This window comes from Pantoea sp. RCC30.1 (assembly GCF_058148845.1).
Window position 1 is genome coordinate 114,068 of sequence record NZ_JBXUHX010000003.1, and the last position, 22,836, is coordinate 136,903.

Annotated in this window: 20 protein-coding genes, 1 tRNA gene and 1 other RNA gene; 7 read left to right on the plus strand and 15 right to left on the minus strand. The window is 54.2% G+C overall.

Translation table 11 applies throughout. The features are described 5' to 3' along the window. Positions 1-26 precede the first annotated feature (26 nt). The 12 genes from bcsQ to AC2LB6_RS04645 all read right to left on the minus strand — a co-directional run bounded on the left by bcsQ (position 27) and on the right by AC2LB6_RS04645 (position 12,049). On the minus strand, positions 27-830 hold the full coding sequence (bcsQ, locus tag AC2LB6_RS04590; protein WP_490092626.1) for a cellulose biosynthesis protein BcsQ: 804 nt from the start codon (positions 828-830) through the stop codon (positions 27-29). Further along, entirely contained in the window at positions 821-1,396 is a 576-nt protein-coding gene (bcsO, locus tag AC2LB6_RS04595) for a cellulose biosynthesis protein BcsO (protein WP_490092627.1), read from the minus strand. The genes bcsQ and bcsO overlap by 10 nt, the downstream gene beginning before the upstream one ends. A 520-nt stretch (positions 1,397-1,916) precedes the next feature. Further along, complete coding sequence (dppF, locus tag AC2LB6_RS04600; protein WP_490092628.1) at positions 1,917-2,939, minus strand: dipeptide ABC transporter ATP-binding subunit DppF; 1,023 nt, start codon at positions 2,937-2,939, stop codon at positions 1,917-1,919. Further along, positions 2,929-3,915 carry a dipeptide ABC transporter ATP-binding protein gene (gene dppD / locus AC2LB6_RS04605; protein ID WP_490092629.1) on the minus strand — a complete coding sequence of 329 codons (987 nt, stop codon included), beginning with the start codon at positions 3,913-3,915 and terminating at the stop codon, positions 2,929-2,931. Before dppD ends, dppF begins: the two co-directional genes overlap by 11 nt. 12 nt (positions 3,916-3,927) lie before the next feature. Beyond that, the gene (gene dppC / locus AC2LB6_RS04610) at positions 3,928-4,830 is read right to left on the minus strand and encodes a dipeptide ABC transporter permease DppC (protein WP_013359639.1); all 903 of its coding nucleotides are present in this window, start codon (positions 4,828-4,830) and stop codon (positions 3,928-3,930) included. 9 nt (positions 4,831-4,839) lie between these two features. After that, positions 4,840-5,859: a dipeptide ABC transporter permease DppB gene (gene dppB, locus AC2LB6_RS04615; protein ID WP_090966478.1), complete on the minus strand. Its 1,020-nt coding sequence runs from the start codon at positions 5,857-5,859 to the stop codon at positions 4,840-4,842. A 171-nt stretch (positions 5,860-6,030) separates the two neighbouring features. Next, positions 6,031-7,641 (minus strand): dipeptide ABC transporter periplasmic-binding protein DppA, encoded by a 1,611-nt coding sequence (gene dppA / locus AC2LB6_RS04620; protein WP_490092630.1) that lies wholly within the window; start codon positions 7,639-7,641, stop codon positions 6,031-6,033. Positions 7,642-8,679: 1,038 nt separating this feature from the next. Continuing rightward, a non-coding RNA gene (locus AC2LB6_RS04625) (RtT sRNA) lies at positions 8,680-8,809 on the minus strand. Positions 8,810-8,844: 35 nt separating this feature from the next. Next, positions 8,845-8,921 (minus strand) — tRNA-Pro (locus AC2LB6_RS04630). Between the two features lie 125 nt (positions 8,922-9,046). After that, a complete protein-coding gene (gene eptB, locus AC2LB6_RS04635; RefSeq protein WP_490092631.1) occupies positions 9,047-10,738 on the minus strand; it encodes a kdo(2)-lipid A phosphoethanolamine 7''-transferase in 1,692 nt (563 codons plus the stop codon). 322 nt (positions 10,739-11,060) lie between these two features. Further along, on the minus strand, positions 11,061-11,489 hold the full coding sequence (locus AC2LB6_RS04640) for an organic hydroperoxide resistance protein (protein ID WP_090966484.1): 429 nt from the start codon (positions 11,487-11,489) through the stop codon (positions 11,061-11,063). A 95-nt stretch (positions 11,490-11,584) separates the two neighbouring features. After that, positions 11,585-12,049: a MarR family winged helix-turn-helix transcriptional regulator gene (locus AC2LB6_RS04645; protein ID WP_090966486.1), complete on the minus strand. Its 465-nt coding sequence runs from the start codon at positions 12,047-12,049 to the stop codon at positions 11,585-11,587. 62 nt (positions 12,050-12,111) lie between these two features. Between AC2LB6_RS04645 and AC2LB6_RS04650 the strand changes: the two genes are divergently transcribed. Beyond that, entirely contained in the window at positions 12,112-12,708 is a 597-nt protein-coding gene (locus tag AC2LB6_RS04650) for an HD domain-containing protein (RefSeq protein WP_490092632.1), read from the plus strand. A gap of 39 nt (positions 12,709-12,747) precedes the next feature. On the opposite strand, the gene AC2LB6_RS04655 is transcribed toward AC2LB6_RS04650, so the two are convergent. Next, a complete protein-coding gene (locus tag AC2LB6_RS04655; protein ID WP_003848045.1) occupies positions 12,748-13,044 on the minus strand; it encodes an HTH-type transcriptional regulator in 297 nt (98 codons plus the stop codon). A 734-nt stretch (positions 13,045-13,778) separates the two neighbouring features. Between AC2LB6_RS04655 and AC2LB6_RS04660 the strand changes: the two genes are divergently transcribed. The 6 genes from AC2LB6_RS04660 to AC2LB6_RS04685 all read left to right on the plus strand — a co-directional run bounded on the left by AC2LB6_RS04660 (position 13,779) and on the right by AC2LB6_RS04685 (position 20,989). After that, complete coding sequence (locus AC2LB6_RS04660; protein WP_490092633.1) at positions 13,779-15,377, plus strand: gamma-glutamyltransferase family protein; 1,599 nt, start codon at positions 13,779-13,781, stop codon at positions 15,375-15,377. Positions 15,378-15,582: 205 nt separating this feature from the next. Continuing rightward, a complete protein-coding gene (locus tag AC2LB6_RS04665) occupies positions 15,583-16,299 on the plus strand; it encodes a DUF3053 domain-containing protein (RefSeq protein ID WP_490092634.1) in 717 nt (238 codons plus the stop codon). 433 nt (positions 16,300-16,732) lie between these two features. Beyond that, positions 16,733-18,667, plus strand: a complete 1,935-nt coding sequence (locus AC2LB6_RS04670) for a PTS mannitol transporter subunit IICBA (protein WP_490092635.1) — start codon at positions 16,733-16,735, stop codon at positions 18,665-18,667. Between the two features lie 96 nt (positions 18,668-18,763). Further along, positions 18,764-19,912: a mannitol-1-phosphate 5-dehydrogenase gene (gene mtlD / locus AC2LB6_RS04675; protein ID WP_490092636.1), complete on the plus strand. Its 1,149-nt coding sequence runs from the start codon at positions 18,764-18,766 to the stop codon at positions 19,910-19,912. 13 nt (positions 19,913-19,925) lie between these two features. Then, positions 19,926-20,522: an MltR family transcriptional regulator gene (locus AC2LB6_RS04680; protein WP_090966681.1), complete on the plus strand. Its 597-nt coding sequence runs from the start codon at positions 19,926-19,928 to the stop codon at positions 20,520-20,522. 104 nt (positions 20,523-20,626) lie between these two features. Beyond that, a complete protein-coding gene (locus tag AC2LB6_RS04685; RefSeq protein ID WP_090966498.1) occupies positions 20,627-20,989 on the plus strand; it encodes a YibL family ribosome-associated protein in 363 nt (120 codons plus the stop codon). Positions 20,990-20,998: 9 nt separating this feature from the next. Here AC2LB6_RS04685 and AC2LB6_RS04690 read toward each other — a convergent pair whose 3' ends face one another. After that, positions 20,999-21,967, minus strand: a complete 969-nt coding sequence (locus AC2LB6_RS04690; RefSeq protein WP_490092637.1) for a VirK/YbjX family protein — start codon at positions 21,965-21,967, stop codon at positions 20,999-21,001. A 201-nt stretch (positions 21,968-22,168) separates the two neighbouring features. Continuing rightward, entirely contained in the window at positions 22,169-22,786 is a 618-nt protein-coding gene (gene sodA / locus AC2LB6_RS04695) for a superoxide dismutase [Mn] (RefSeq protein WP_090966503.1), read from the minus strand. Between the last annotated feature and the right edge of the window lie 50 nt (positions 22,787-22,836).

The window sequence follows — 22,836 nt, forward strand, 5'->3', positions numbered from 1 at the left end:
GTAAGTCAGTCGCCTGCGGAAGCCGACTAAAAATGATTTGTGCGGATGGGAGCCTGAACTTCGCCATTACCCACGGTGATATTCAGAATACTGCTGACGCGTTTCGCGATCAGTTCAATATCAAATGCCGCTGCAGAGGCGGGGCTGAAATCGTAAACAGACTGCTGGGAAGCGTTGGCTTCGCCCACACTTTCATCCCGGTGAACCACACCCAGTAAATTGTCACCCAGACGCTGCTGCATAAACGCGGTGACATCGCGATTGATATTCCGGCGGTTGTCACACTGGTTCAGGATAAAGTAGTGACCCTGCTTATTATTGAGCGGTTTACCGGTCATCCGGTTCTCTTCAATCTGCGGTAATAAAGAGACAGACGCCGTATCCGCTAACATCACCACTAAATGCATATCGGCCAGCGCCGTCATTGCTTTAAGGGCGGGGCCGGGGCCAGGCGGAAAATCAGCCACAATCACCAGGCCGGGATAATTGAGCACCGAATCCAGGCCGCGCTTGATAAAGTGGGGATCTTTCATCAGGTTCTCTTCGAACCGTTCGCGCTGCGGCTCCGTGACGTCGCCATAGGGCAGAACAAAGATATTGCCGCCGGTGGTGAGAATCGACTGACTCCAGTCTGCCTGCTCTTCTGAGCGCGCCACAAATCCGCGGCCATCATGAAGCGGCACGCCAAAGTGAAGACGCAGTGCATTCTGCACATCAAAATCAATCGCCAGAACTTTGCTACCGGAACGCGCCAGACTCCAGGCCAGATTTGCCGCCAGCGTGGTTTTCCCCACGCCTCCCTTCGGCGAGCACACACAAACTAACGGCATAGCGCAATCTTCTCCAGTAGCGGTTTGAGTAAGGTTTCTTTCGGCAGAGTCATATCGCGCGAGCGGAACAGCGCACCAAACCGTCCCGGCTCAGAATGGGATGCGGTGGGCGGAATAACCGGCTGGAGATCCGCCACCGTGGCGGGCCGGACGGGCTCAGCACGCGGTGAAAGCGCCGCCACGTTTTGTCGTGGCGACGGCGGAAAAAGTGACGAAGGGCCGCGCTCATCTGGGCTGGCTGCTGGCAGGTTGCTGCCTGACAGGCTATCGAGAATCGAACTGCGTGCAGCCATTGCCGGTTGCACACTGAGTGTAGCGTGTCGTGCCGGCGCTTCCGGCGGTGGAGACGTGAACTCATCACCGCGCAGCGGCTGAGGTTGCGGCAGGTCAATACGCTGGCCGCTTCCTAATGGCGTCTGTTGTTCATCTTTCGCCAGCTGGCGAATCAATGCCCATTTACTGTGTTCCGCCGCTTCCTGCGTCTGGCCAGACATATCTTTAAAGTCGATGTCGAGCGTTTGCGTTTTCTCTTTAAAACGCTGCAAATCATCGTAATTATTCTTCATTGGCCGTGGCCTGCAACAAGGGGCGAATTTTCCTGGAATATAGCACATCCCTTTAATATGAGTCAGAAAAATCTGATTACAAAAAAAGCACATTCAATAAATTTGTTTAATCATAAAGATCGATTCAGAGCCAAATAAAGCCACTTCAGGGACACCAACTTTGATAATTAATAAGTGCTATTTAAGTTAAATTGGTTAGCACTGTTTTAATATTTTTTAAGAAAATGCCGCTCTGGCAACCACTGGCCCAGCCAGGCTGACGCATAAACATGGTGTATTTAAAAGAAATAAGGCTGCCGCAGGTGCAGGAAAAACCTGAGTTCTGCCGTAAGGCATTGATGGCATTTATCTTTTACTGCTGAAAATATCGCCAGAAAAAAAACAGGTTAAAAGGGGTAACGTAAAAAGGGAGGGAATAACCAGGGAGTAACCGCTGTTCTGCCAGCGGTGCGGCTTGCCGCTGAATTGAGATAAAAAAAGGCTCCAGAAAGGAGCCTTCGGCTGGGGGCCAGGTGATTGCTCAGCTGACTTTTTCTGCCGCACCCACTGGCTGATTCTCATCCTGATCAACCGCGAAGCAGGCAATCTCCTGCCCGCCGTAGTTTTTCAGCTTCGGCTGCAACTGCACACAGGTGCTAAAACGTCGATGGCAGCGGGCATTAAAGGCGCAGCCCGGCGGCGGATTGAGTGGACTTGGCAACTCGCCGGTCAGCTTAATGCGCTCACGGCGGTCGTCAGGGTTAAGACGCGGGGTCGCCGATAGCAAGGCCTGGGTATAAGGATGGCGCGGGTTGGCGAAAATCGCCTCTTTGCTGCCCTTCTCAACGCAACGACCGAGATACATCACCATCACCTCATCGGCAATGTGTTCCACCACCGACAAATCGTGCGAGATAAAGACGTAAGAGAGCCCCATATCCTGCTGAAGATCCATCATCAGGTTAAGCACCTGAGCACGTACCGACACGTCGAGCGCTGAAACCGGCTCATCGGCGATCAGGACGTCCGGATCGAGCATCAGCCCACGCGCGATAGCGATACGCTGACGCTGGCCGCCTGAGAACATGTGTGGGTAACGGTCGTAGTGCTCGGTTTTCAGGCCGACTTTCGCCATCATCTCCAGCGTCTTCTCGCGGCGTTCCGCGCGGGTCAGCTGGGTATTGATCACCAGCGGCTCTTCCAGAATCTGGCTTACTTTTTTGCGCGGATTGAGTGAACCGTAAGGGTTCTGAAACACAATCTGGATTTTCTGACGGCGCAGCTTCTGCGCCTGGGGATCGTGTTTCAGCAGATCCTGACCGTGCCAGTAAAGCTGCCCTTCGGTCGGGGTCTCAATCATCGTCAGCAGGCGGCCTAGCGTGGATTTACCACAGCCTGACTCGCCTACGACGGCCAGCGTTTTGCCGCGCTCCAGATTAAAAGAGACGCCATCCAGCGCTTTGACCAGACGCTCCTGACCAAACAGCCCCTTCTTCACCGGGTAGTGCTTCCTGAGATCAATCGCCTGAAGCAGGAACTGATCTTTCGTGATTTCATGACTCATAAGTTGGTCTCCCGGCATCATCCAGCGGATAGTGACACTTGGACTGGCGTCCTGGAATGGTGCGCAGTTCAGGTTCTTCCTGACGACAAAGATCGGTCGCATAAGGGCAGCGTGGATTAAGCAGACAGCCAATCGGGCGATCATACTTGCCCGGCACCACGCCCGGCAGTGAGGCCAGACGGGCTTTGTCTGCCGCAAACTCCGGCAACGCGCGCAGCAGCGCCTGCGTATAAGGATGGCGCGGCGCTTTAAAGATATCGGTTGCTTTGCCGCTCTCCACCACCTGACCGGCATACATCACGATAATGTGGTGCGCTGCTTCTGCCACTAACGCCAGATCGTGAGTAATCAGGATCAGCGCCATGTTCTCCTGCCGCTGTAACTCCAGCAGCAGTTCGATGATCTGCGCCTGAATGGTCACGTCGAGCGCCGTGGTCGGTTCATCAGCGATTAGCAGCTTAGGCCTGCAGGCGATCGCCATGGCAATCATCACACGCTGGCTCATGCCGCCCGACAATTGGTGCGGATAGACATCGAGCCGTGACGCAGGATCGGGAATACCGACCTGATTCAGCAGGTCGATTGCCCGCTGACGCCGGGTGCGTTTATTGCCGCCCTGATGCACCTTGATCGCTTCCATGATCTGAAAACCCACAGTGTAGCAGGGATTCAGGCTGGTCATCGGGTCCTGAAAAATCATCGCCACTTCAGCGCCTACCAGCTGGCGGCGCTCGCGTTCGGAGATGTGTTGCAGATCGCGCTGGTTAAACTCCAGCTTTTCAGCCATCACTTTGCCGGGGAAATCGATCAGCCCCATGATCGCCAGTGAACTCACTGATTTACCGGAGCCGGACTCGCCCACGATACCCACGACCTGGCCCTGCTCAACCTGATAACTGATGCGGTCAACCGCACGGAACGGTGCTTTATCGTCGCCGAAATGCACCGATAGTTTGTCTACATTTAATAACGCCATCTCGGTGCCTCTTTACTGCTTGAGTTTCGGGTCGAGGGCATCACGCAAACCATCGCCCATCAGGTTAAATGCCAGCACGGTAAGAAGAATGACCAATCCAGGGAAGGTCACGACCCACCAGGCACTTTGCGCATATTGCAGAACGTCGGAGAGCATGGTGCCCCACTCCGGCGTTGGCGGTTGCGCACCCATACCGAGAAAGCCCAACGCCGCCATATCAAGAATGGCGTTGGAGAAACCTAATGATGCCTGCACGATGAGCGGTGCAAGGCAGTTAGGCAGAATATTCACAAACATCTGGCGCAGCATACCGGCACCGGCCACGCCGGAAGCGGTAACATAGTCACGGTTCACTTCCACCAGCACCGCTGCACGGGTCAGACGGATATAGTGCGGCAGTGCCACAAAGGTCAGCGCGATGGAGGCGTTAACGATGGAAGGCCCAAAGATAGCGACCAGCACCAGCGCCAGCAGCAGACTGGGCAGCGCCAGCATGATATCGACCACACGCATGATGATGGCATCGACCACGCCGCCGAGATAACCGGCCAGCAGGCCAAATATCACGCCAAAAATCAGTGACAGCACCACCACCAGACAGCCCACCAGCAGCGACAGCCGCGCACCGTACATCAGACGCGACAACACATCGCGGCCTACATCGTCGGTGCCCAGAATGTAGCTCCAGTTTCCGCCTTCCTGCCAGACCGGCGGATGCAGCAGCGCATCGCGGAACTGCTCAGCAGGCGCATGCGGGGCCAGCACATCGGCAAAAATGGCGCACAGCAACACAATGATGATATAGACCAGGCCCACGACGGCGCCTTTGTTACGTTTAAAGTAGTGCCAGAATTCCTGAAACGGGGTCATCGGCTTGGGTGCAACGGTAACGCTGCCGGGATCAACAACAGACATGATGCCCCCTTATTTCTTATGACGTATGCGCGGGTTAACCACGCCATACAGCAGATCAACCAGCAGGTTGACCACAATAATCAGTACTGCCGTCAGCAGCACACCGCCCTGCACCACCGGATAGTCACGGCGCTGCAACGCTTCAATCAGCCAGCGACCCAAGCCCGGCCACGAGAAGATGGTCTCGGTCAGAATCGCTCCAGCCAGCAACGTGCCGACCTGCAGGCCGATCACCGTCACCACCGGCAGCATGGCATTTCGCAGTGCATGCACCACGATTACGCGCATGCGCGTCAGGCCTTTGGCGCGCGCCGTACGGATGTAATCTTCACCCAGCACTTCAAGCATCGCCGATCGCGTCATACGCACAATTACCGCCAGCGGAATGGTGCCCAGCACGATGGCAGGCAGAATCATGTGCATCACCGCATCGTGGAAGTCGCCCGGCTCCCCCCAGAAGAAGGTATCGATCAGCATAAAACCAGTCAGCGGCATGGTGTCATCAAGGAAGACGGTATCGCCGACCCGCCCGGAAACCGGAGTCAGGTTGAAGTGAACCGAGACCAGCATGATCAGCATGATGCCCCACCAGAAGATCGGCATGGAGTAGCCGGTCAGCGAGATTCCCACGGCGGTGTGATCGAAAATTGAACCGCGCTTCACCGCCGCCATGACCCCAACCGGGATACCAATGGCCACGGCAAAGATCATGGCGCAGATGCCAAGTTCCAGCGTCGCTTTGAAGCGCGGAACAAACTCATCCCAAACCGGGATGCGGCTCTTGAGTGAAATGCCCAGGTCGCCATGTAATACGCCGTTAATATAGTGCAGGTACTGTTTCCACAGCGGCTGATCCAGACCTAATAGCGCCATTAGCTGTGCATGGCGTTCAGGAGAAATACCGCGTTCGCCCGCCATGATCAGTACCGGATCGCCGGGGATCATGTGAACAAACGCGAAGGTGAGTAATGTAATACCGATAAACGTTGGGATGACAAGGCCCAGACGTCGGAGTATGAACTGCAGCATAATCCGGGTTCTCTCTTGTCCGCGCGACCGTCGCCGCGAGGGTAGTTATTGCTTACATCTGACGATCGGGTAGGCCCGACCGCGACGCAGACAGGCTGCGCCTCTACCGTTTCCAGTAAAACAGGGAGATAAAGCCGGGGCGACGCGCAGCCGCCCCGGAAAAGGCGACAATTATTCTTTAATGTCTACCTGAGCAAAGTAGTGTCCGCCCAGCGGATCGACTTTGTACCCGGAGACTTTCTTGCTGACCGGTTCGTATACCGTTGAGTGCGCGATCATCAGCGCCGGTACCTGGTCATGCATCACAACCTGTGCCTGTTTGTAGAACTCGATGCGCTTCGCCTGATCGGCAGTAGCGCGAGCTGGCTGAATCTGATCCTCGAAGGACTTATCACACCAGCGCGAGTAGTTAGAGCCATCTTTGGCCGCTGAACAACTGAACAGGGTGGCCAGGAAGTTATCCGGATCCCCATTGTCGCCGGTCCAGCCCATCATGACGGTCTGGTGCTCGCCCGCTTTGGCGCGCTTCAGATATTCGCCCCACTCGTAGGTAACGATTTTGGCTTTGACGCCAATCTTCGCCCAGTCGCTCTGAATCATTTCAGCCATGCGGCGTGCGTTCGGGTTGTAAGGACGCTGAACCGGCATCGCCCACAGGTCGATTGAGAAACCATCCGCCATGCCTGCTTCTTTCAGCAGCGCTTTGGCTTTCTCAGGATCGTAGGCGTAGTCTTTCACCGCGTCGTTATAGCCCCACATGGTTGGTGGGATCAGGTTTTTAGCAGGCTGACCTGCGCCCTGATAAACGGCTTCGATAATCGCCTTTTTGTTCACCGCCATGGTCAGTGCCTGACGCACTTTCAGGTTATCCAGCGGCTTTTTCTCAACGTTATACGCCAGATAGCCGATATTCAGGCCAGCCTGCTCATAGAGGTTGATGTTTTTGTCCTGCTTCATACGCGCGATGTCAGCCGGGTTTGGATAGGGCATTACCTGACATTCGCCCTTCTGCAGCTTGGCGTAACGCACCGACGCGTCCGGGGTAATGGAGAAGACTAAGCGATCGATTTTTGGTTTGGTGCCCCAGTAATCCGGGTTAGCTTTGTAAAGGATGCGCGAATCTTTCTGGTACTGCAGCAGCTGGAACGGACCGGTACCGACCGGGTTCAGGTCGACGTTTTGCGGGGTGCCCGCTTTCAGCATGTTGTCTGCGTACTCTTTCGACAGAATCGAGGCGAAGTCCATGCCGAGATCGGCCAGGAACGGCGACTCAGGGCGGGTCAGCACGAAGCGAACGGTATTGTCGTCTACTTTCTCAATTTTGCTGATCAGTTTAGGCATGTCCATGCCTTCGAAATATTCGTAGCTGCCGCCGGATACGCCGTGATAGGCGTTGTTTTTATCCAGCTGGCGCTCAAAGGTGAACACCACATCATCCGCGTTGAAGTCACGCGTCGGTTTGAAATCTTTGGTGGTCTGCCACTTCACGCCTTTGCGCAGGTGGAAGGTGTAGGTTTTACCGTCTTCACTGACATCCCACTTTTCTGCCAGCGCTGCGTGCAGTTCGGTGGTGCCGATAGTGAACTCAACCAGTCGGTTGTAGATCTGACGTGAGCTGGCATCGTAGGTGGTGCCCGAGGTGAACAACTGCGGGTTAAAGCCTTCCGGAGAACCTTCTGAACAGTAAACGAGGGTTTTTGCCTGAACACCGGCGGCGACAGTCATAGCAATCAGGCTCAGACCGACCTTCAGCATCCCGGATTTAGCCAGGGAGTTGATCATGCTTTTGCTCCATTGTGATGTGATGTTGTGTGTATTGCCTGACCTCTGATTTTTTTATGCGGTTCAGGCGTACCACCGAACAGGTGGTTAACGCGCGCTACGATTTTTTGTTTTTCCTGATGCAATGTATACATTCAGAAAATTCCGTAACTGCGCGTTTATTGACGCATCAATTTGTCAACAGTTGCAAAGAACGTCAATACAACGGTTACTTATTTACACAGAGTGTGAGGGATAGCATGCAACGGTAATAAAAACCCTTTCCGCCTAAAAGCCATACAATGCACAGCGCAGCTGGCCTGATTTCCGTGCATTGTGCTGGATGGTTGTTCTATCGCTAGTGATTCTCACCGCTAAAAAACTTAAAACTTTCACCGGCAAATGTTGAATAACTGAACGATTCACCGTGCGTTATGACGTTCACCCAGCGTAATATGCTGGCAAAGAAGCATAAGAAATCAGCATGTTGCCGCTTTCGGTCATAAGAAGAATGTGTCGCGAATTATGATCGCATCTCTTGTATGGCAAGGCCTGCCAGCGGGAAAGTGGCGATAACAGCGGCTGGTAAGCGGAACGCGCGGCGAATGGAATTTACTGGCACTTTCTGGAAGGTAGCGAAGCGGGTAAAAAAGATGTCAAGCGGGAGTGGCGTTAAGATAGAGATTGCTTTGGGAACACGGGCAGATCGGAAAGTCGCTTAAACCATCCCTGGACGCTTTCCTCTTCTGCCCGTGTTCCCTGCGCCTTGAGTTTATGCGCTGCAGTCAGATGCACCTGGCTTTGAACCTGTCAGCCGTCTGAAGCGGCCATGTAAGTACCTGATGCGTTTGCCAGACGTGAAGCGAAGGGAGCATACGCCTGTAGCAAAGCATCGCGGGCCAGGGATGGGCCGCGCTGAGCATGCCAGGGATGGCGTCTTATGCGTCTTTGCGAAAGGCGTATGCTCCCTGAAGCTCGCACAGCGCTAATTCTTTGCCTTCAAATCACATTTCTACAGACGAAAAAAAACCTGTCTTTTCAGACAGGCTTTCTTAAATATGGTCGGCGAGAGAGGATTACCCTGCTCTTCGAGCAGCGCCCTTCGGGCCGTTGCTGAAGCAACGTTGTCTCGCTGCGCTCGGCTCAAACCTCCTCTGTCGGTTCTCATCCTCTTTTTCTACAGACGAAAAAAAACCTGTCTTTTCAGACAGGCTTTCTTAAAGATGGTCGGCGAGAGAGGATTCGAACCTCCGACCCACTGGTCCCAAACCAGTTGCGCTACCAAGCTGCGCTACTCGCCGATGGGGGCGCATGTTACTGCTACCCCCGATCAGCGTCAACCGCTTTTTATGCTTTTGCCGCCAATCGCCTGGAAAGCACGCGGTTGCAGGAAATTAACCGGCTGCCCTCTCCATTTCGCTCACTATTACAGCGCTTTAGCCTGATCTTTAGCAGGTGCCTGACACCAGTTGTTGGCCGGGTTAATGCCGCCATCTGGCGAGGTATAACCCAGACAGCCCAGGATAGTATCGAACAACTCAACGTGGCGATGCGTACGGCCCACACGTTGCTGCGCCTGCAGGCGCTCAAAGTTGCTGCGGTTCTGACTGTCTTCCAGATACTTATCTGACGCCCAGACTATCATTGGTACGCGGAACTGCTCAGGCGGAGCCATCTCACGCGGCGTGCCGTGCAGGTGCATATTCTCGCTAATCGACTCACCATGGTCAGCGGCATAGAAGACAATCGCCTTCTTATCACGCAACTGATCCAGCACGCTATCCAGCATGCTATCGACATACAGTACCGAGTTGTCATAAGCGTTGATCAACTGCGCTTTGCTGCAGGTCTCATCGACGCCCATACACTCCGGCTGATACTTCGCGAAGCTGCGCGGATAACGCTGTGAATAGAGGTAGTGCGACCCTTTGGTGTGCAGGACGATCAGATGTTTACCTTTCGGGAAACGATCCAGTGACGCTTTCATCTCCGGCACCAGCAGCATGTCATCCACCGATTTGCCCTGATTACGCTTCTCTGAACCAATCTGCTCACGGAAGGCAAAGTTGTTGGCATTGATGTTGTCGTAGAACCAGACTTCGCTTTGCATCGCAAACAGCTCAGAGGTGAAGCCCAGCTCTTTCATCACCGCAAACACGTTCTGCTCTTTCAGTGTGCGGCCAGGATTATCCATGGTGCCGCCTTCGCGTACGAACATGCAGCGCAGCGACAGCTTGGTCGCGGTATCACAGGACTCGCCCCGGAACGCCACCAGATTCTTCTCTTTCGACAGCTTTGGCGTCGTGTCACGTTCGTAACCCAGCATCCCCATGTGATCCCAGCGGGTGGTTTCGCCAATCACAAACACCACATAGGTATCATCCAGCCCGGCAGGCGCGACGTAGGTAAACTTCTTCGCCGGATCCAGCAGTTCATGGCTGTTCAGCGACTCATCCACGCGGGTCCAGGCAAACAGGCCGACAGCCGCCAGCCAGTTCGAAGGAAGATAAGAGTGCGCCACCACGCCGCCGTAGCTCGGCAGATCGATATTGGTGATTTCTTCATTATGCTTCTGCAGCTTGTCCAGAAAGCGAATCGGCAGCCAGACCAGCGCCACGCAAAGCAGCATGATCACGGTGGGTTTAAAGCGCTGTCCTGGCGTGCGCAGCTGTTCATTCAGCGTCATGCTCAGCTTATTGCGCCAGATCATCAGCAGAGGTAGCGCGCTGACCAGCACCATCCACAGAATGAAATGGTAGCCAATCACCTCTCTGGAGAGCTCGGTATCGGTCGTCATCACCGAAGCCACAATGCCGTAGCCAATAACGACGTTAAAAAACGCCATATAATAGGCGGCGGCAACAGAAATCAGAACAATCAGCGTGGCCAGCACGCGATAAAACCACTTTCCGCCCAGCGACAGCAGACGCATCAGGAAGAAAGTCAGCAGCACAATGGCCACCACTTCAGTAACGGCGGTCAGCCAGTTCGTTATCGTTGAGTGCCTGAGAAAACCGTCAAAACGACGATAGAAAATCGGTAAATTCAGTAAGATACCGAGGTAGAGCGCCAGCAGTAGCGATAACTTCTGCTGAGTCAGGGTTTTAATGTAATTCATGAAAAAAGGTGTTTCTCCGGTGTGAAGCGCTTGACCAAATCTTTTATGTGACTGCTTAAACGCGGCAGAGTTCGCTGAATAAGCGGACCGGACAAGATGACAGAAAATTCTGAACGGATTTATGGGCTATAACGCGAGGTGGCTCAGTAAAACATGGGCGCGTTTGATAGACCAGAAAATAATCTTTGTCGACCTGATTAGCACATTTTTTGTACACAGAGGAGAGCAGAGGTCGGACGTGCTGGCGCTGAGAGAGCATGCAGAGAAAGGATTTAATGAGGGAGAAAAGTGCGGGCCTGATAGTTTCAGGCCCGCAGCACGCTTAGCGAATGATGTTCAGCGTGACGTCGATGTTGTTGCGGGTAGCGTTTGAGTAAGGACACACGATGTGCGCGGCATCAACCAGCTTCTGCGCTTCGGCTTCATCCATTCCTGGCAGATGAATGTTCAGCGTCGCTTCGATGCCAAAACCATCAGGGATCGGGCCGATACCCACTTCCCCTTCGATCCACGCGTCTTTCGGCATGGCGATTTTGTCGCGGCCCGCAACAAACTTCATCGCACCAATAAAGCACGCCGAATAGCCTGCAGCAAACAGCTGCTCAGGGTTAGTCACTTCGCCGCCTGCACCGCCCATCTCTTTTGGTACGCCCAGTTTCACGTCCAGTACACCGTCAGAAGAGGTTGCACGACCATCACGACCACCGGTTGCTTTGGCTTTGGCGCGGTAAACTACTTGTTCTAAAGACATGACATTTCTCCGTTACGCTATTTAATCGCCCGCTACTTATTTAGCCGTAATCAGGCGGTGAGGTTCAACGGGTGCAGCGCACCCGTCAGCAATGTTTATCGTGACTGATTCAGGTTATCCCGTAACCCATCCAGCTGTAATTTCAGCGCCAGCAGGGCGTCATCATCACAGGAGGTCGCGCATTTCACCGCTTCGGGAATCGCTTCAGCCTTAATGCGCAGCGCGCGCCCAGCCTCGGTCAGCGTTACCGCAACCTGGCGTTCATCCTGACGGGTGCGCTGCCGGTTAATCAAACCTGCACTTTCCAGCCGCTTCAGCAGTGGCGTTAATGTGGCGGAGTCTAAAAAAAGCTGCTCGCCAATCTCAGACACCGTGACATCATCTTTCTGCCACAACACCAGCATCACCAGATATTGCGGATAGGTAATGTCGAGCTGGCTCAGCATCTGACGATAGACTTTATTCATCGCCAGGTTGGCAGAATAAAGCGCAAAGCAGAGTTGCTGATCGACCAACAGTGGCATCGGTTTCACTTTTTTGTCATCTTGATCACAGTTCATGGGAATCAATATAGATAGCGCGCTAGATAATTGCAAGCAAACTTTTAGCCAGGGGGAAAAGCATGCAGGATTCATTGGAAGAACAGGCGCGTCGCTTCGCGACAGAAGCACATGCCAGTGCCGGACAGCGTCGCAAATATACCGATGAGCCTTATATTGTTCATCCGGCAGCGGTGGTGGAACTGGTGCGCAGCGTCAGTCATGACGAGGCGTTGTTAGCGGCAGCCTGGCTGCACGATACCGTGGAAGATACCGCCACTACCCGGAATGATATTGAAGCCCATTTTGGCGAGCGTGTGGCCAGCCTGGTGGAGATGCTGACCAACAGCACACCCACTGTGGCAAAAAATCGAGCGGCCCGCAAACTGGCGCACTTCCGCCATACGGCCAGCGCCAGTCCTGACGCCCAGACCATCAAACTGGCTGACATCATCGACAATACCCGCGCGATTGTGCGTTTTGATCCTGACTTTGCGCGGGTCTACCTGGTGGAAAAGCAGATACAGATTGAGTTGCTGAAGCAGGGAGATGCGCAGTTGTGGCAACAGGCTTCGACGATAATAGAAAGCGGGCTTGCCCAGCTGCGGGAGCCGCCCTACAGCGTGCCAGAGAGCTGGTTTGTGAAACAGGCCGCTAAATACAGCGAAATACACGCATAAAAAAACCCGCCAGCGGCGGGTTCTTTTCGTGATGTCCGATTACTCAAGCAACTGGCGTCCCAGATAGGGATTGGCCTGTAATAACTTCATCAGTTTCTGCGCCGTCGCGGAAGGACGGGTACGCCGGGCTTCCCAGCTTTTCACGGAAGAAACGCTCACGCCCATCACTTTTGCAAACTCATCAACCTGCATGCCTGTCATCTCACGCAGACGCTGCGGCTCTGGCTGGGCGGGTTGCTGACGCTGAATAAGTAACTCGGCGGCGCGATCATCACGTGTCAAAACAATCTGCTCAAGGCTGCTGAGCAATTCAAACATCGGGTCTTTTAATTCCATAGAGAACTCCTTAAAAACTCGCTATGAAGCACGTGAAAGTAGAGAGGTACGAGCCTGAAGTCAGGACTCTGAAACCGGGCCTGTTCAGGCTGAATCCCGCAAGGGTTTATTTTTTTTATGAGAAAAACCATTACGGGACACAGCCTGCGGTGCATTGCTTTAAAGATGTCAGGTCAATGCAACAAATGCCGGGAGACTAAGTATGGATAGAGACCTGACTATTTGCCGCGCAATTTATAATTATTTTTTTAACTATTGTTTGCCGGAAAAGTTCCAGCACCTCTAACCTGCTGAGGCAGTTGATTTTTGTGCTTAGATAGCGGGCAAAAAAATCAAATGATCTTTGCTATTTATGTGGATGCCATCAAGCTTTTGGCTGGCATATTGTCATTTCTGTGAGCACTACACCTCTTAATGTAGTGATTGCAAAATATACGCCAATGGTTTACTTCGTGAACACTTATATTCACAGTTCTGATTAATTTAAGAATAGTCCTGGTTTAACCCTGAGCTCTGGCGCGCGGCGGCTCACAGCGAAGTGCGGGGAAATCTTTTATTCTGAACCTCGCTGTATCATCAGATAAATCAACAGTCCCTCTAACGAAACGGCTGACGCCTCATGCTGGTGCAGTCACCCGTCCTTTATCGCGCTGATGCGCGTTAAAAGTGCAGCCCTGTGATAGCACACTGATGACGGGTAAAAAGACACCTGAACCCTGAAAGGATGAAGAGCGATGCGTGAAACAGATTTTGACGTCGGATACCCTTCTCATCGCGTACCGATGATGGGCCGCAATGCCGTTGCGACCTCACAACCGCTGGCGGCGCAGGCGGGTTTGCGGATGCTGCAGCAGGGCGGGAACGCCGTAGATGCGGCGATCGCCACCGCCATCGCCTTAACCGTACTCGAGCCAACCGGAAACGGTATCGGCAGCGACGCGTTTGCCATTGTCTGGGACGGGAGCGAACTGCATGGGTTGAATGCCTCAGGCCGTTCGCCCGCTGCATGGCATCCCGAGCGCTTCGCCGGTTTGAGTGCGATGCCTGAAACCGGCTGGGAGTCCGTTACTGTGCCAGGGGCAGTTTCGGCATGGGTCACGCTGGCGCAGCGCTTCGGGACCTTACCCCTGACCACCCTGGCGCAACCGGCGATTGACTATGCACGCGATGGTTTTCCGGTATCACCACTGATTGGTCAGCTCTGGCAGCGCGGCTATGACAAGCTGCGGGATCAGCCAGGCTTCATCGACTGCTTTGCGCCGCAGGGGCGTCCACCTCGCACAGGCGAGCTGTTTCGCAATCCGGCTCAGGCCTGCACCCTGCAGGAGATCGCTGAGACCGGGGGCGAAAGTTTTTATCGCGGCGCGCTGGCGCAGAAGATGGCGGCCTTTGCCCGTGTACATGGCGCGGCCCTGTCACTGGAGGATTTGAAAAACCATCGCGCCGACTGGGTTAACCTGCTCTCGCATCCGTTTGCCGGGGGATCGGTCCAGGAGTTGCCGCCTAACGGACAGGGCATTGCGACCTTAATTGCGCTCGGCATTCTGGAAGAGTGTGAGATCAACCGTTATACGCCCGATTCACCGCAGTGGCTGCATCTCTCCATTGAGGCGATGAAACTGGCTTTGGTGGATCTGGACCGTTATGTCACCGATGAAGATCACCTTGAGTTTCCGGCTGAGTTACTGCTGAGCAAAGACTATATCCGCCAGCGGGCAGCGTTAATTGATCCTGACAAGGCGGGTGATTTCCGCTTTGGATCGCCGCAGCAGAGCGGCACGGTGTATGTCGCGACGGCCGATGCCAGCGGCATGATGGTCTCATTCATTCAGTCTAACTTCATGGGTTTTGGCTCAGGCGTGGTGGTGCCCGACACCGGCATCAGCCTGCAGAACCGTGGCGCGGGCTTTTCACTCGATCCGGACCATCCCAACGTTGTGGCGGGCGGTAAGCGCTCTTTCCACACCATCATCCCGGCCTTTGCGCTGGATGAGCAGGGCCAGCCGCTGATGGCGTTTGGCGTGATGGGCGGCCCGATGCAGGCGCAGGGACATGTCCAGCTGGCGCTGCGGATTATGCTGCATCGCCAGAATCCGCAGGCCGCCATAGATGCGCCGCGCTGGCGCGTCGTGCAGGGACGCGAGGTGGTGTTTGAATCCACACTCGATCGCAATACGCTGAGCACACTACGCCGCATGGGCCACAACGTGGTACTGGAAGATCCCCTGAGCAATTACAACTTTGGTGGCGCGCAGGCGATAGTGCGCGACCCACAGGGCTTCTACATTGCAGCCAGTGAGAGTCGCAAAGATGGTCAGGCGGTGGTGTTTTAAGGCCACCGCTGATGAGCGTCAGACCGCTAAACGTTATGTTCAGGTACGCGCGCTGACGCGCAGGCGATCCCGTTGTGTAACCGGCGTTTAAGAAAGCATCTGTTTCGCAGGTGGTTTCACATTGTGCCGTGACTGCGGTTTGTTCTATTCTTTAGGCCATTCCTACCTGGACATCAGACAGTATTACCGACAGGAGTTGACCCTAATGGCTACAGGATTTACACGCCTTATGGCACGTGGCGGCATTATGCTCGCTGGCGCGCTGATCGTGCTGCAACTCACCGCATGTGGTGATAAAGAAGGCGAGCAGCGCAAAGCATTTATCGATTTTCTCCAGAACACCGTGATGCGCAGCGGCGAGCATCTGCCCAGCCTCAGCGAAAACCAGAAGCAGAGCTTTGGTAACTTCGCCAGCGATTACGCCATCATATATGGCTTCTCGCAACAGGCGAACAAAGCGGTTGAACAGGGTATGCGTCCTGTGGTGGATGAGCTTTCTGCCATTCGCGTTCCGCAGGATTACCTCACTCGTCGTGATTCCCTGCGTCAGGCTACCAGCGCACTGGTGATCGTCACCCAGCAGATTGAAAGCGCAAAAATGCAGGCTGACAGCAGCAAAGCGGCCCTGAAGCAGTCGGATGACCTGAAAAAAATCTACGAAACCGCCTACAACAAAGTGGTGACGGTGCCTGCCAATCAGCTGATTCCGCTGCTGCCAAAACTCCAGGCGCTGAGCCAGGGTGCTGTGCAGGCTGGCGATTTCCTGCAAACTCAGGGAACCCGTGTGAGCTTCAATGATGGCGGCGTGCAGTTCCCGACTCAGGATCAGGCTTCGCAATATAATGCGCTGATGAGCACCTTATCCGCCAATTCGCAGGCGCTTCCTCAGGCACAGGCTGCCGTCCAGGGCGGTCTGCAGTAAATCATCTTTACGGGCAGGCGTTAACCGTCTGCCCGTCTCTTCTCCTTTTTTTCCGCTCACCCAATCACCTGCTGAATGAAGTGTGATCTGGCGCATTTTCAACCAAAAATAGTTTGTGATCCAAATCACATTTATATAACAAATCCTTCGCAGCCAAGTGTGATTCACTTCACAGATAACCGCCTGCCTCGATTAAAAAATCGGCAAAACAGCCCCTTACACCTGTGGAAATGTGACCGCTGTCACGCTAACTACCCCTGTCACCACCCTAAATGAGTGATATAGATCACACTTATGCCGTGCGCTACGCAGTGTCAAATTCGCGTGATAGAGTCCGCGTGCATACAGTAATACCACCGGCTATAAGTCGGGGTGGCTAAACAAAAACAAGCGCGCTCTCCTATTGAAGCGCGTCTCAATAAGGGGTGGGTTTATGTCCTCATCAGTGAAGGTCAAAGTACAGAGCTTTGGTCGCTTTCTGAGTAATATGGTGATGCCAAACATCGGGGCGTTTATCGCCTGGGGTATCATCACCGCGCTGTTTATCCCAACTGGCTGGATCCCTAACGAAACGCTGGCCAAACTGGTCGGCCCAATGATTACCTACCTGCTGCCACTGCTGATCGGTTTCACCGGTGGGCGTCTGGTGGGCGGCGATCGTGGCGGCGTGGTCGGTGCGATTACGACCATGGGTGTGATTGTCGGTGCTGATATGCCGATGTTCCTCGGTGCGATGATTTCTGGTCCACTGGGCGGCTGGGCCATCAAGTCGTTTGATCGGGCGATTGACGGCAAAATCAAAAGCGGCTTCGAGATGCTGGTTAACAACTTCTCGGCCGGTATTATCGGGATGATCCTGGCACTGCTGGCGTTCCTGGCGATCGGTCCTCTGGTTGAAGGTCTGTCCCACATTCTCGCCGCAGGCGTGAATCTGATGGTGCAGAACAACCTGCTGCCACTGACTTCCATCTTCGTGGAGCCGGCGAAAATCCTGTTCCTGAACAACGCCATTAACCACGGTATCTTCTCACCGCTGGGTATCCAGCAGGCGAGCGAAGCCGGTAAGTCGATTTTCTTCCTGATCGAAGCCAACCCAGGTCCGGGTATGGGCGTCCTGATGGCCTACATGTTCTTTGGTCGTGGCAGTGCTAAACAGTCTGCGGGCGGTGCGGCCATTATCCACTTCCTCGGCGGCATTCATGAGATCTACTTCCCGTATGTCCTGATGGCCCCCCGTCTGCTGCTGGCGGTGATCCTGGGCGGTATGACCGGCGTCTTCACGCTGACCGTGCTGAACGGCGGCCTGGTCTCGCCTGCCTCACCGGGTTCTATCCTGGCTGTTCTGGCAATGACGCCAAAAGGTGCCTACTTCGCCAACATCGCGGCTATCGCTGCGGCCTTCGCTGTCTCCTTCGTGGTGTCCGCTATCCTGCTGAAAACCAGCAAAGTCAAAGAAGATGACGATATCGAAGCCGCGACCCAGCGCATGCATGAGATGAAAGCGCAGTCAAAAGGCCAGAGCGCAGCGGGTGGAGCAATCGCCAGCGATGCCATGAGCGTTGAACTGCACCACGTGCGTAAAATCATCGTTGCCTGTGATGCCGGTATGGGTTCCAGTGCCATGGGTGCCGGCGTACTGCGTAAGAAAGTGCAGGATGCCGGTCTGATTAATGTGTCGGTCACCAATACCGCGATCAACGCCCTGCCGGGTGATGTTGATCTGGTGATTACCCACCGTGACCTGACCGAACGCGCTATTCGCCAGGCTCCGCATGCGCAGCATATCTCGCTGAACAACTTCCTCGACAGTGCGCTCTACAGCACGCTGACCGAACGTCTGGTGGCGGCGAACCGCAGCGAAGTACATCGTGAAACGGTGAACACTGCGCTCTCTGACAGTTACGATGAAGGCAACGCGCACCTGTTCAAACTGGGCGCGGATAACGTCTTCCTCGGCCTGACCGCCAGCAACAAAGAGCAGGCGATCCGCTTTGCCGGTGAGCAGCTGGTGAAAGGCGGTTACGTCGAGCCTGAATATGTTGAAGCGATGCTGGCGCGTGAAAAACTGACGCCGACCTACCTCGGTGAGTCGATTGCGGTGCCGCACGGCACGGTCGAAGCGAAAGATCGCGTGCTGAAAACCGGCGTGGTGTTCTGTCAGTATCCGGCAGGCGTTCTGTTCGGCGAAGAGCCGGACGATGTCGCGCGCCTGGTGATTGGTATTGCAGCCCGTAACAACGAGCATATCCAGGTGATCACCAGCCTGACCAATGCGCTGGATGATGACAGCGTGATTGAGAAGCTGGCGAACACCACCAGCGTGCAGGAAGTGCTGGATCTGCTGTCAGGCAAGCCTGCAATCGCGTAATTTATAGCAATTATTTTCCCTGGGGCGGTCATGCCCGTCCCGATTTCCTGGGGCGGGTTTGCCCGCCCCATCGTCATTTGATATGGGTCAAAAATTATGAAAGCGTTACATTTCGGAGCAGGAAACATTGGTCGCGGCTTTATCGGCAAATTACTGGCTGATGCAGGTATCGAACTGGTTTTTGCTGATGTGAATCAGACGGTGCTGGATGCACTGAACGCGCGTCATGAGTATCCCGTTCATGTGGTTGGCGAGCAGGCTAAAGTGGAAATTGTTAAAGGCGTCAGTGCGGTCAACAGCACCAGCGATGAGATCATCACTCTGGTCTCTGAGGTCGATCTGGTCACTACCGCCGTGGGTCCGCAGATTCTGGAGCGTATTGCCGGCAGTGTGGCTAAAGGTCTGGCAAAACGCAGCGACAACGGCAACAGCCGTCCGTTAAATATCATCGCCTGCGAGAATATGGTGCGCGGCACCAGCCAGCTGAAACAGCATGTGCTGAAGGCGCTGCCGGAGCAATATCACGCCTGGCTGGAGCAGCATGTCGGCTTTGTGGACTCCGCTGTCGATCGCATCGTGCCCCCTTCTGAAGCAGGCAGCACCGATCCACTGGAAGTTACCGTTGAGACTTTCAGCGAGTGGATAGTCGATAAAACCCAGTTCAAAGGCGACCTGCCGACCATTCCAGGCATGGAGCTGACCGATAACCTGATGGCGTTTGTAGAGCGTAAACTCTTCACCCTGAACACCGGTCACGCTATTACCGCCTACCTCGGCCAGCTGGCCGGTCATCAGACCATTCGTGACGCCATCCTCGATGAAAAAATCCGGGCCGTAGTGAAAGGCGCAATGGAAGAGAGCGGCGCAGTGCTGATTAAACGTTACGGTTTTGACGCCGAAAAACATGCGGCCTACATCCAGAAGATTCTGGGTCGTTTTGAAAATCCGTATCTGAAAGATGATGTTGAGCGCGTAGGCCGTCAGCCGCTGCGTAAACTCAGCGCGGGCGATCGCCTGATCAAGCCGACGCTGGGCACGCTGGAATATGGTTTACCGCACGCCAGCCTGGTGCAGGGTATTGCCGCCGCGATGCACTATCGCAGCGATCAGGACCCACAGGCGCAGGAGCTGGCCGCGCTGCTGGCAGAAAAAGGCCCACAGGCTACGCTGGCTGAGATTTCAGGACTGGATGCCGACAGCGAAGTCGTGGCTTCTGTGGTGAGCGCCTGGCACGCTATGGCATAATGCGCACGTGTTAATGACGCAAGCCGGGCGCAGTTCGCCTGCGCCCAACGGCGGTATAGAACCCATGCAGGCAATAATGGAAGAGAAGCAGGCTTTTGAAAACCGGGTGCTTGAGCGCCTGAACGCCGGTCGTTCGGTGAGAAGCTTTCTGATCGCCGCCGTTGAGCTATTGGCTGAAGCCGTCAATCTGCTGGTGCTGCAGGTGTTCCGCAAAGATGACTATGCGGTGAAATATGCCGTAGAGCCGTTGCTGCTGGGCAATGGTCCTCTGGGCGAACTCTCGGTTCGCCTGAAGCTGATTTACGGACTTGGCGTTATCAGTCGCCACGAATATGAAGATGGTGAACTGCTGCTGGCGCTGCGCGAAGAGCTGAATCACGACCACGGAGATTATCGTTTTACCGACGATGAGATCCTCGGCCCGTTTGGTGAACTGCACTGTGTCACTGCCTGGCCACCCGCGCCGGTGTTTCACACCGAAGATGCAGAGCTGCGTAGCATGCAGCAGCAGCGCTATCTGCAGATGGTGCGATCCACCATGGTCCTGTCGCTAACCGAGCTGATCGCCCGCATCAGTATGAAGCAGGCGTTTAAAAAGTCCGGCAGCTAATCCTGTCAGGCGCCATCACGGCGCCTTTTTTCGTCTTAACCTGAGCGGGAATATGCACCGGATTTGGTGTATCCTTGGCCTGTTTTCCTCAACGAGTTGTTGTCATGAAAGAGCAAGAAAAGAACGAAATTAAACTTCTCAGCGATAAGCTGGACGCATTAAACCGCAAAGAGCCGCAGTTACTTGAATCAGGTGATGTCGAGAAACTGGGCGCGTTGCTGAAAGAGAAAGAAGCGCTGGTCATTGAGATTGAGCGTCTGCGCGGTCAGCGGGTTGAAAAACTCAGTGTCGAAGCGCAGAAGCTGCAGAAAATGGGCTTCAGCCGTGAAATTACCAAAAAAGAGCAGGCAAATCTGGGTGCGCTGAAGAAAAGCGTGCGCGGCCTGGTGGTGGTGCATCCAATGACCGCGCTGGGACGTGAGATGGGTCTGACAGCGATGACCGGCTTCGCTAAAACCGCATTCTGACGGGGTCGATCAGGCAGCAGCCTGATCGACATCGGCTTTGCGTTCGCCGGCGGCGGCATACACCTGCTCCGCCAGCGCATCCAGCAATTCATAGCGGCGGCGATACTCTGCCCGCTTCTTACTGGCGATCTCCTCCAGCGTTTTACGCGGCAGGCTAAGCGGCAGTACAAACATCCCATCTTTGCGTGCTTCACCACTCAGCGACAGCCAGAACTCACTGTAGCTGGCAAAGAACTTATCCCCTTTGCTGTGGCGATAACGCAGGCTGCGGAATACATGCGTCTCATCGCCCACCGCCTGAATACTTTCCACGCCGCACTGCTTCGCAACAATAAACACCGCTTCCATTAACAGGCGTTTCGGAAAAAGACCGTGAGCGGCTTTGGTCGCTTCACGGATCATCTCATTATTGATATGTTTACGCGGCCCCTGTAATCCACCAATTAACAGAGTGCGCTGGTTATTCTCGTTGAGAATAGAAAATGAGAGCGAAGCAATAATTTCGTCGTTATAACGTAATACCAGCGTCACTTCCCCTTCCCGATCGAAATAACCGGAACTGCAGGAGAGGATAAAGGTTTCGCCATTTTTACCGGTTAGCGTAGCCATTGAATTATCCGTAGCGCTCTGCAGCAGCTGACGCAGCATGGGATTTTCCAGATTATTCATCAGGCTGTAATGATCGAGTATCGCCTGCGCACGGGCAGCAATGCTCAGCCCTGAGCGCAGATAGGGCCGGTGCAGTTTGGCTGGCAGCAATCCCTGGGTACTCATCAACAGAGGAAGTTGCGGTAAATGCGACAGCTTATCCAGATAATGCAGCGTCGTCAGCGGCGATATTAAGGTTCTTAACACAAATTTCAGCCGAAAACGTTTACTTATCCAGAGCTTATTAGGGACGTATTTTCCACTAATTAACTGGAAAAAAAGTGAAGCAGAGGAATCGGTCGTATTTTCGTGAGTAGTTATAATAGACATAGTCAGCGACACACATTGAGTTAAGCAGGAATGTCACTGAAAATAACATAGCCAATATCAACGGCAGGTTAATGCGGAATAACATTAAAATTCATAATTGACGATTATCATTTCATTCTGGCAATGCATAAAATTTAGATAAAAAAAACCGGTGAAATAAATTTCACCGGTTTATCTTCATTACGTTTACGTTTGGTTAACTTACTTAGCAGAAGCGAAGCGGGCTGCCGCTTCGTCCCAGTTAACCACGTTCCAGAACGCTTTGATGTAGTCAGGACGCTTGTTCTGGTACTTCAGGTAGTAAGCGTGTTCCCACACATCCAGACCAAGGATCGGGAAGCCAGAAACGCCGGCAACCGCTTCACCCATCAGCGGGTTGTCCTGGTTTGCGGTAGAAACCACAGCCAGTTTGTCGCCTTTCTTAACCAGCCATGCCCAGCCAGAACCGAAACGGGTCGCAGCGGCTTTCTCGAACTCTTCCTGGAATTTTTCCACGCTACCGAAATCTTTCTCGATAGCCGCTTTCAGGTCGCCCTGCAGCGTGGTGCCGATTTTCAGGCCTTTCCAGAACAGGCTGTGGTTAGCGTGACCGCCTGCGTTGTTACGCAGTGGGCCTTTTTTGTCTGCTGGCAGCTGATCCAGTTTGGTGATCAGCTCTTCTACCGGCAGATTAGCAAATTCAGTACCTTCCAGCGCCGCGTTCGCGTTGTTCACGTAGGTCTGGTGGTGTTTGGTGTGATGGATCTCCATCGTCTGCTTGTCGAAATGCGGTTCCAGTGCGTCGTATGCGTAAGGCAGGGATGGCAGTGAATAACTCATGTTCTTCCTCTCCATTTAGTTTGAGCAGCACGACGAATTTGGGACGTGCC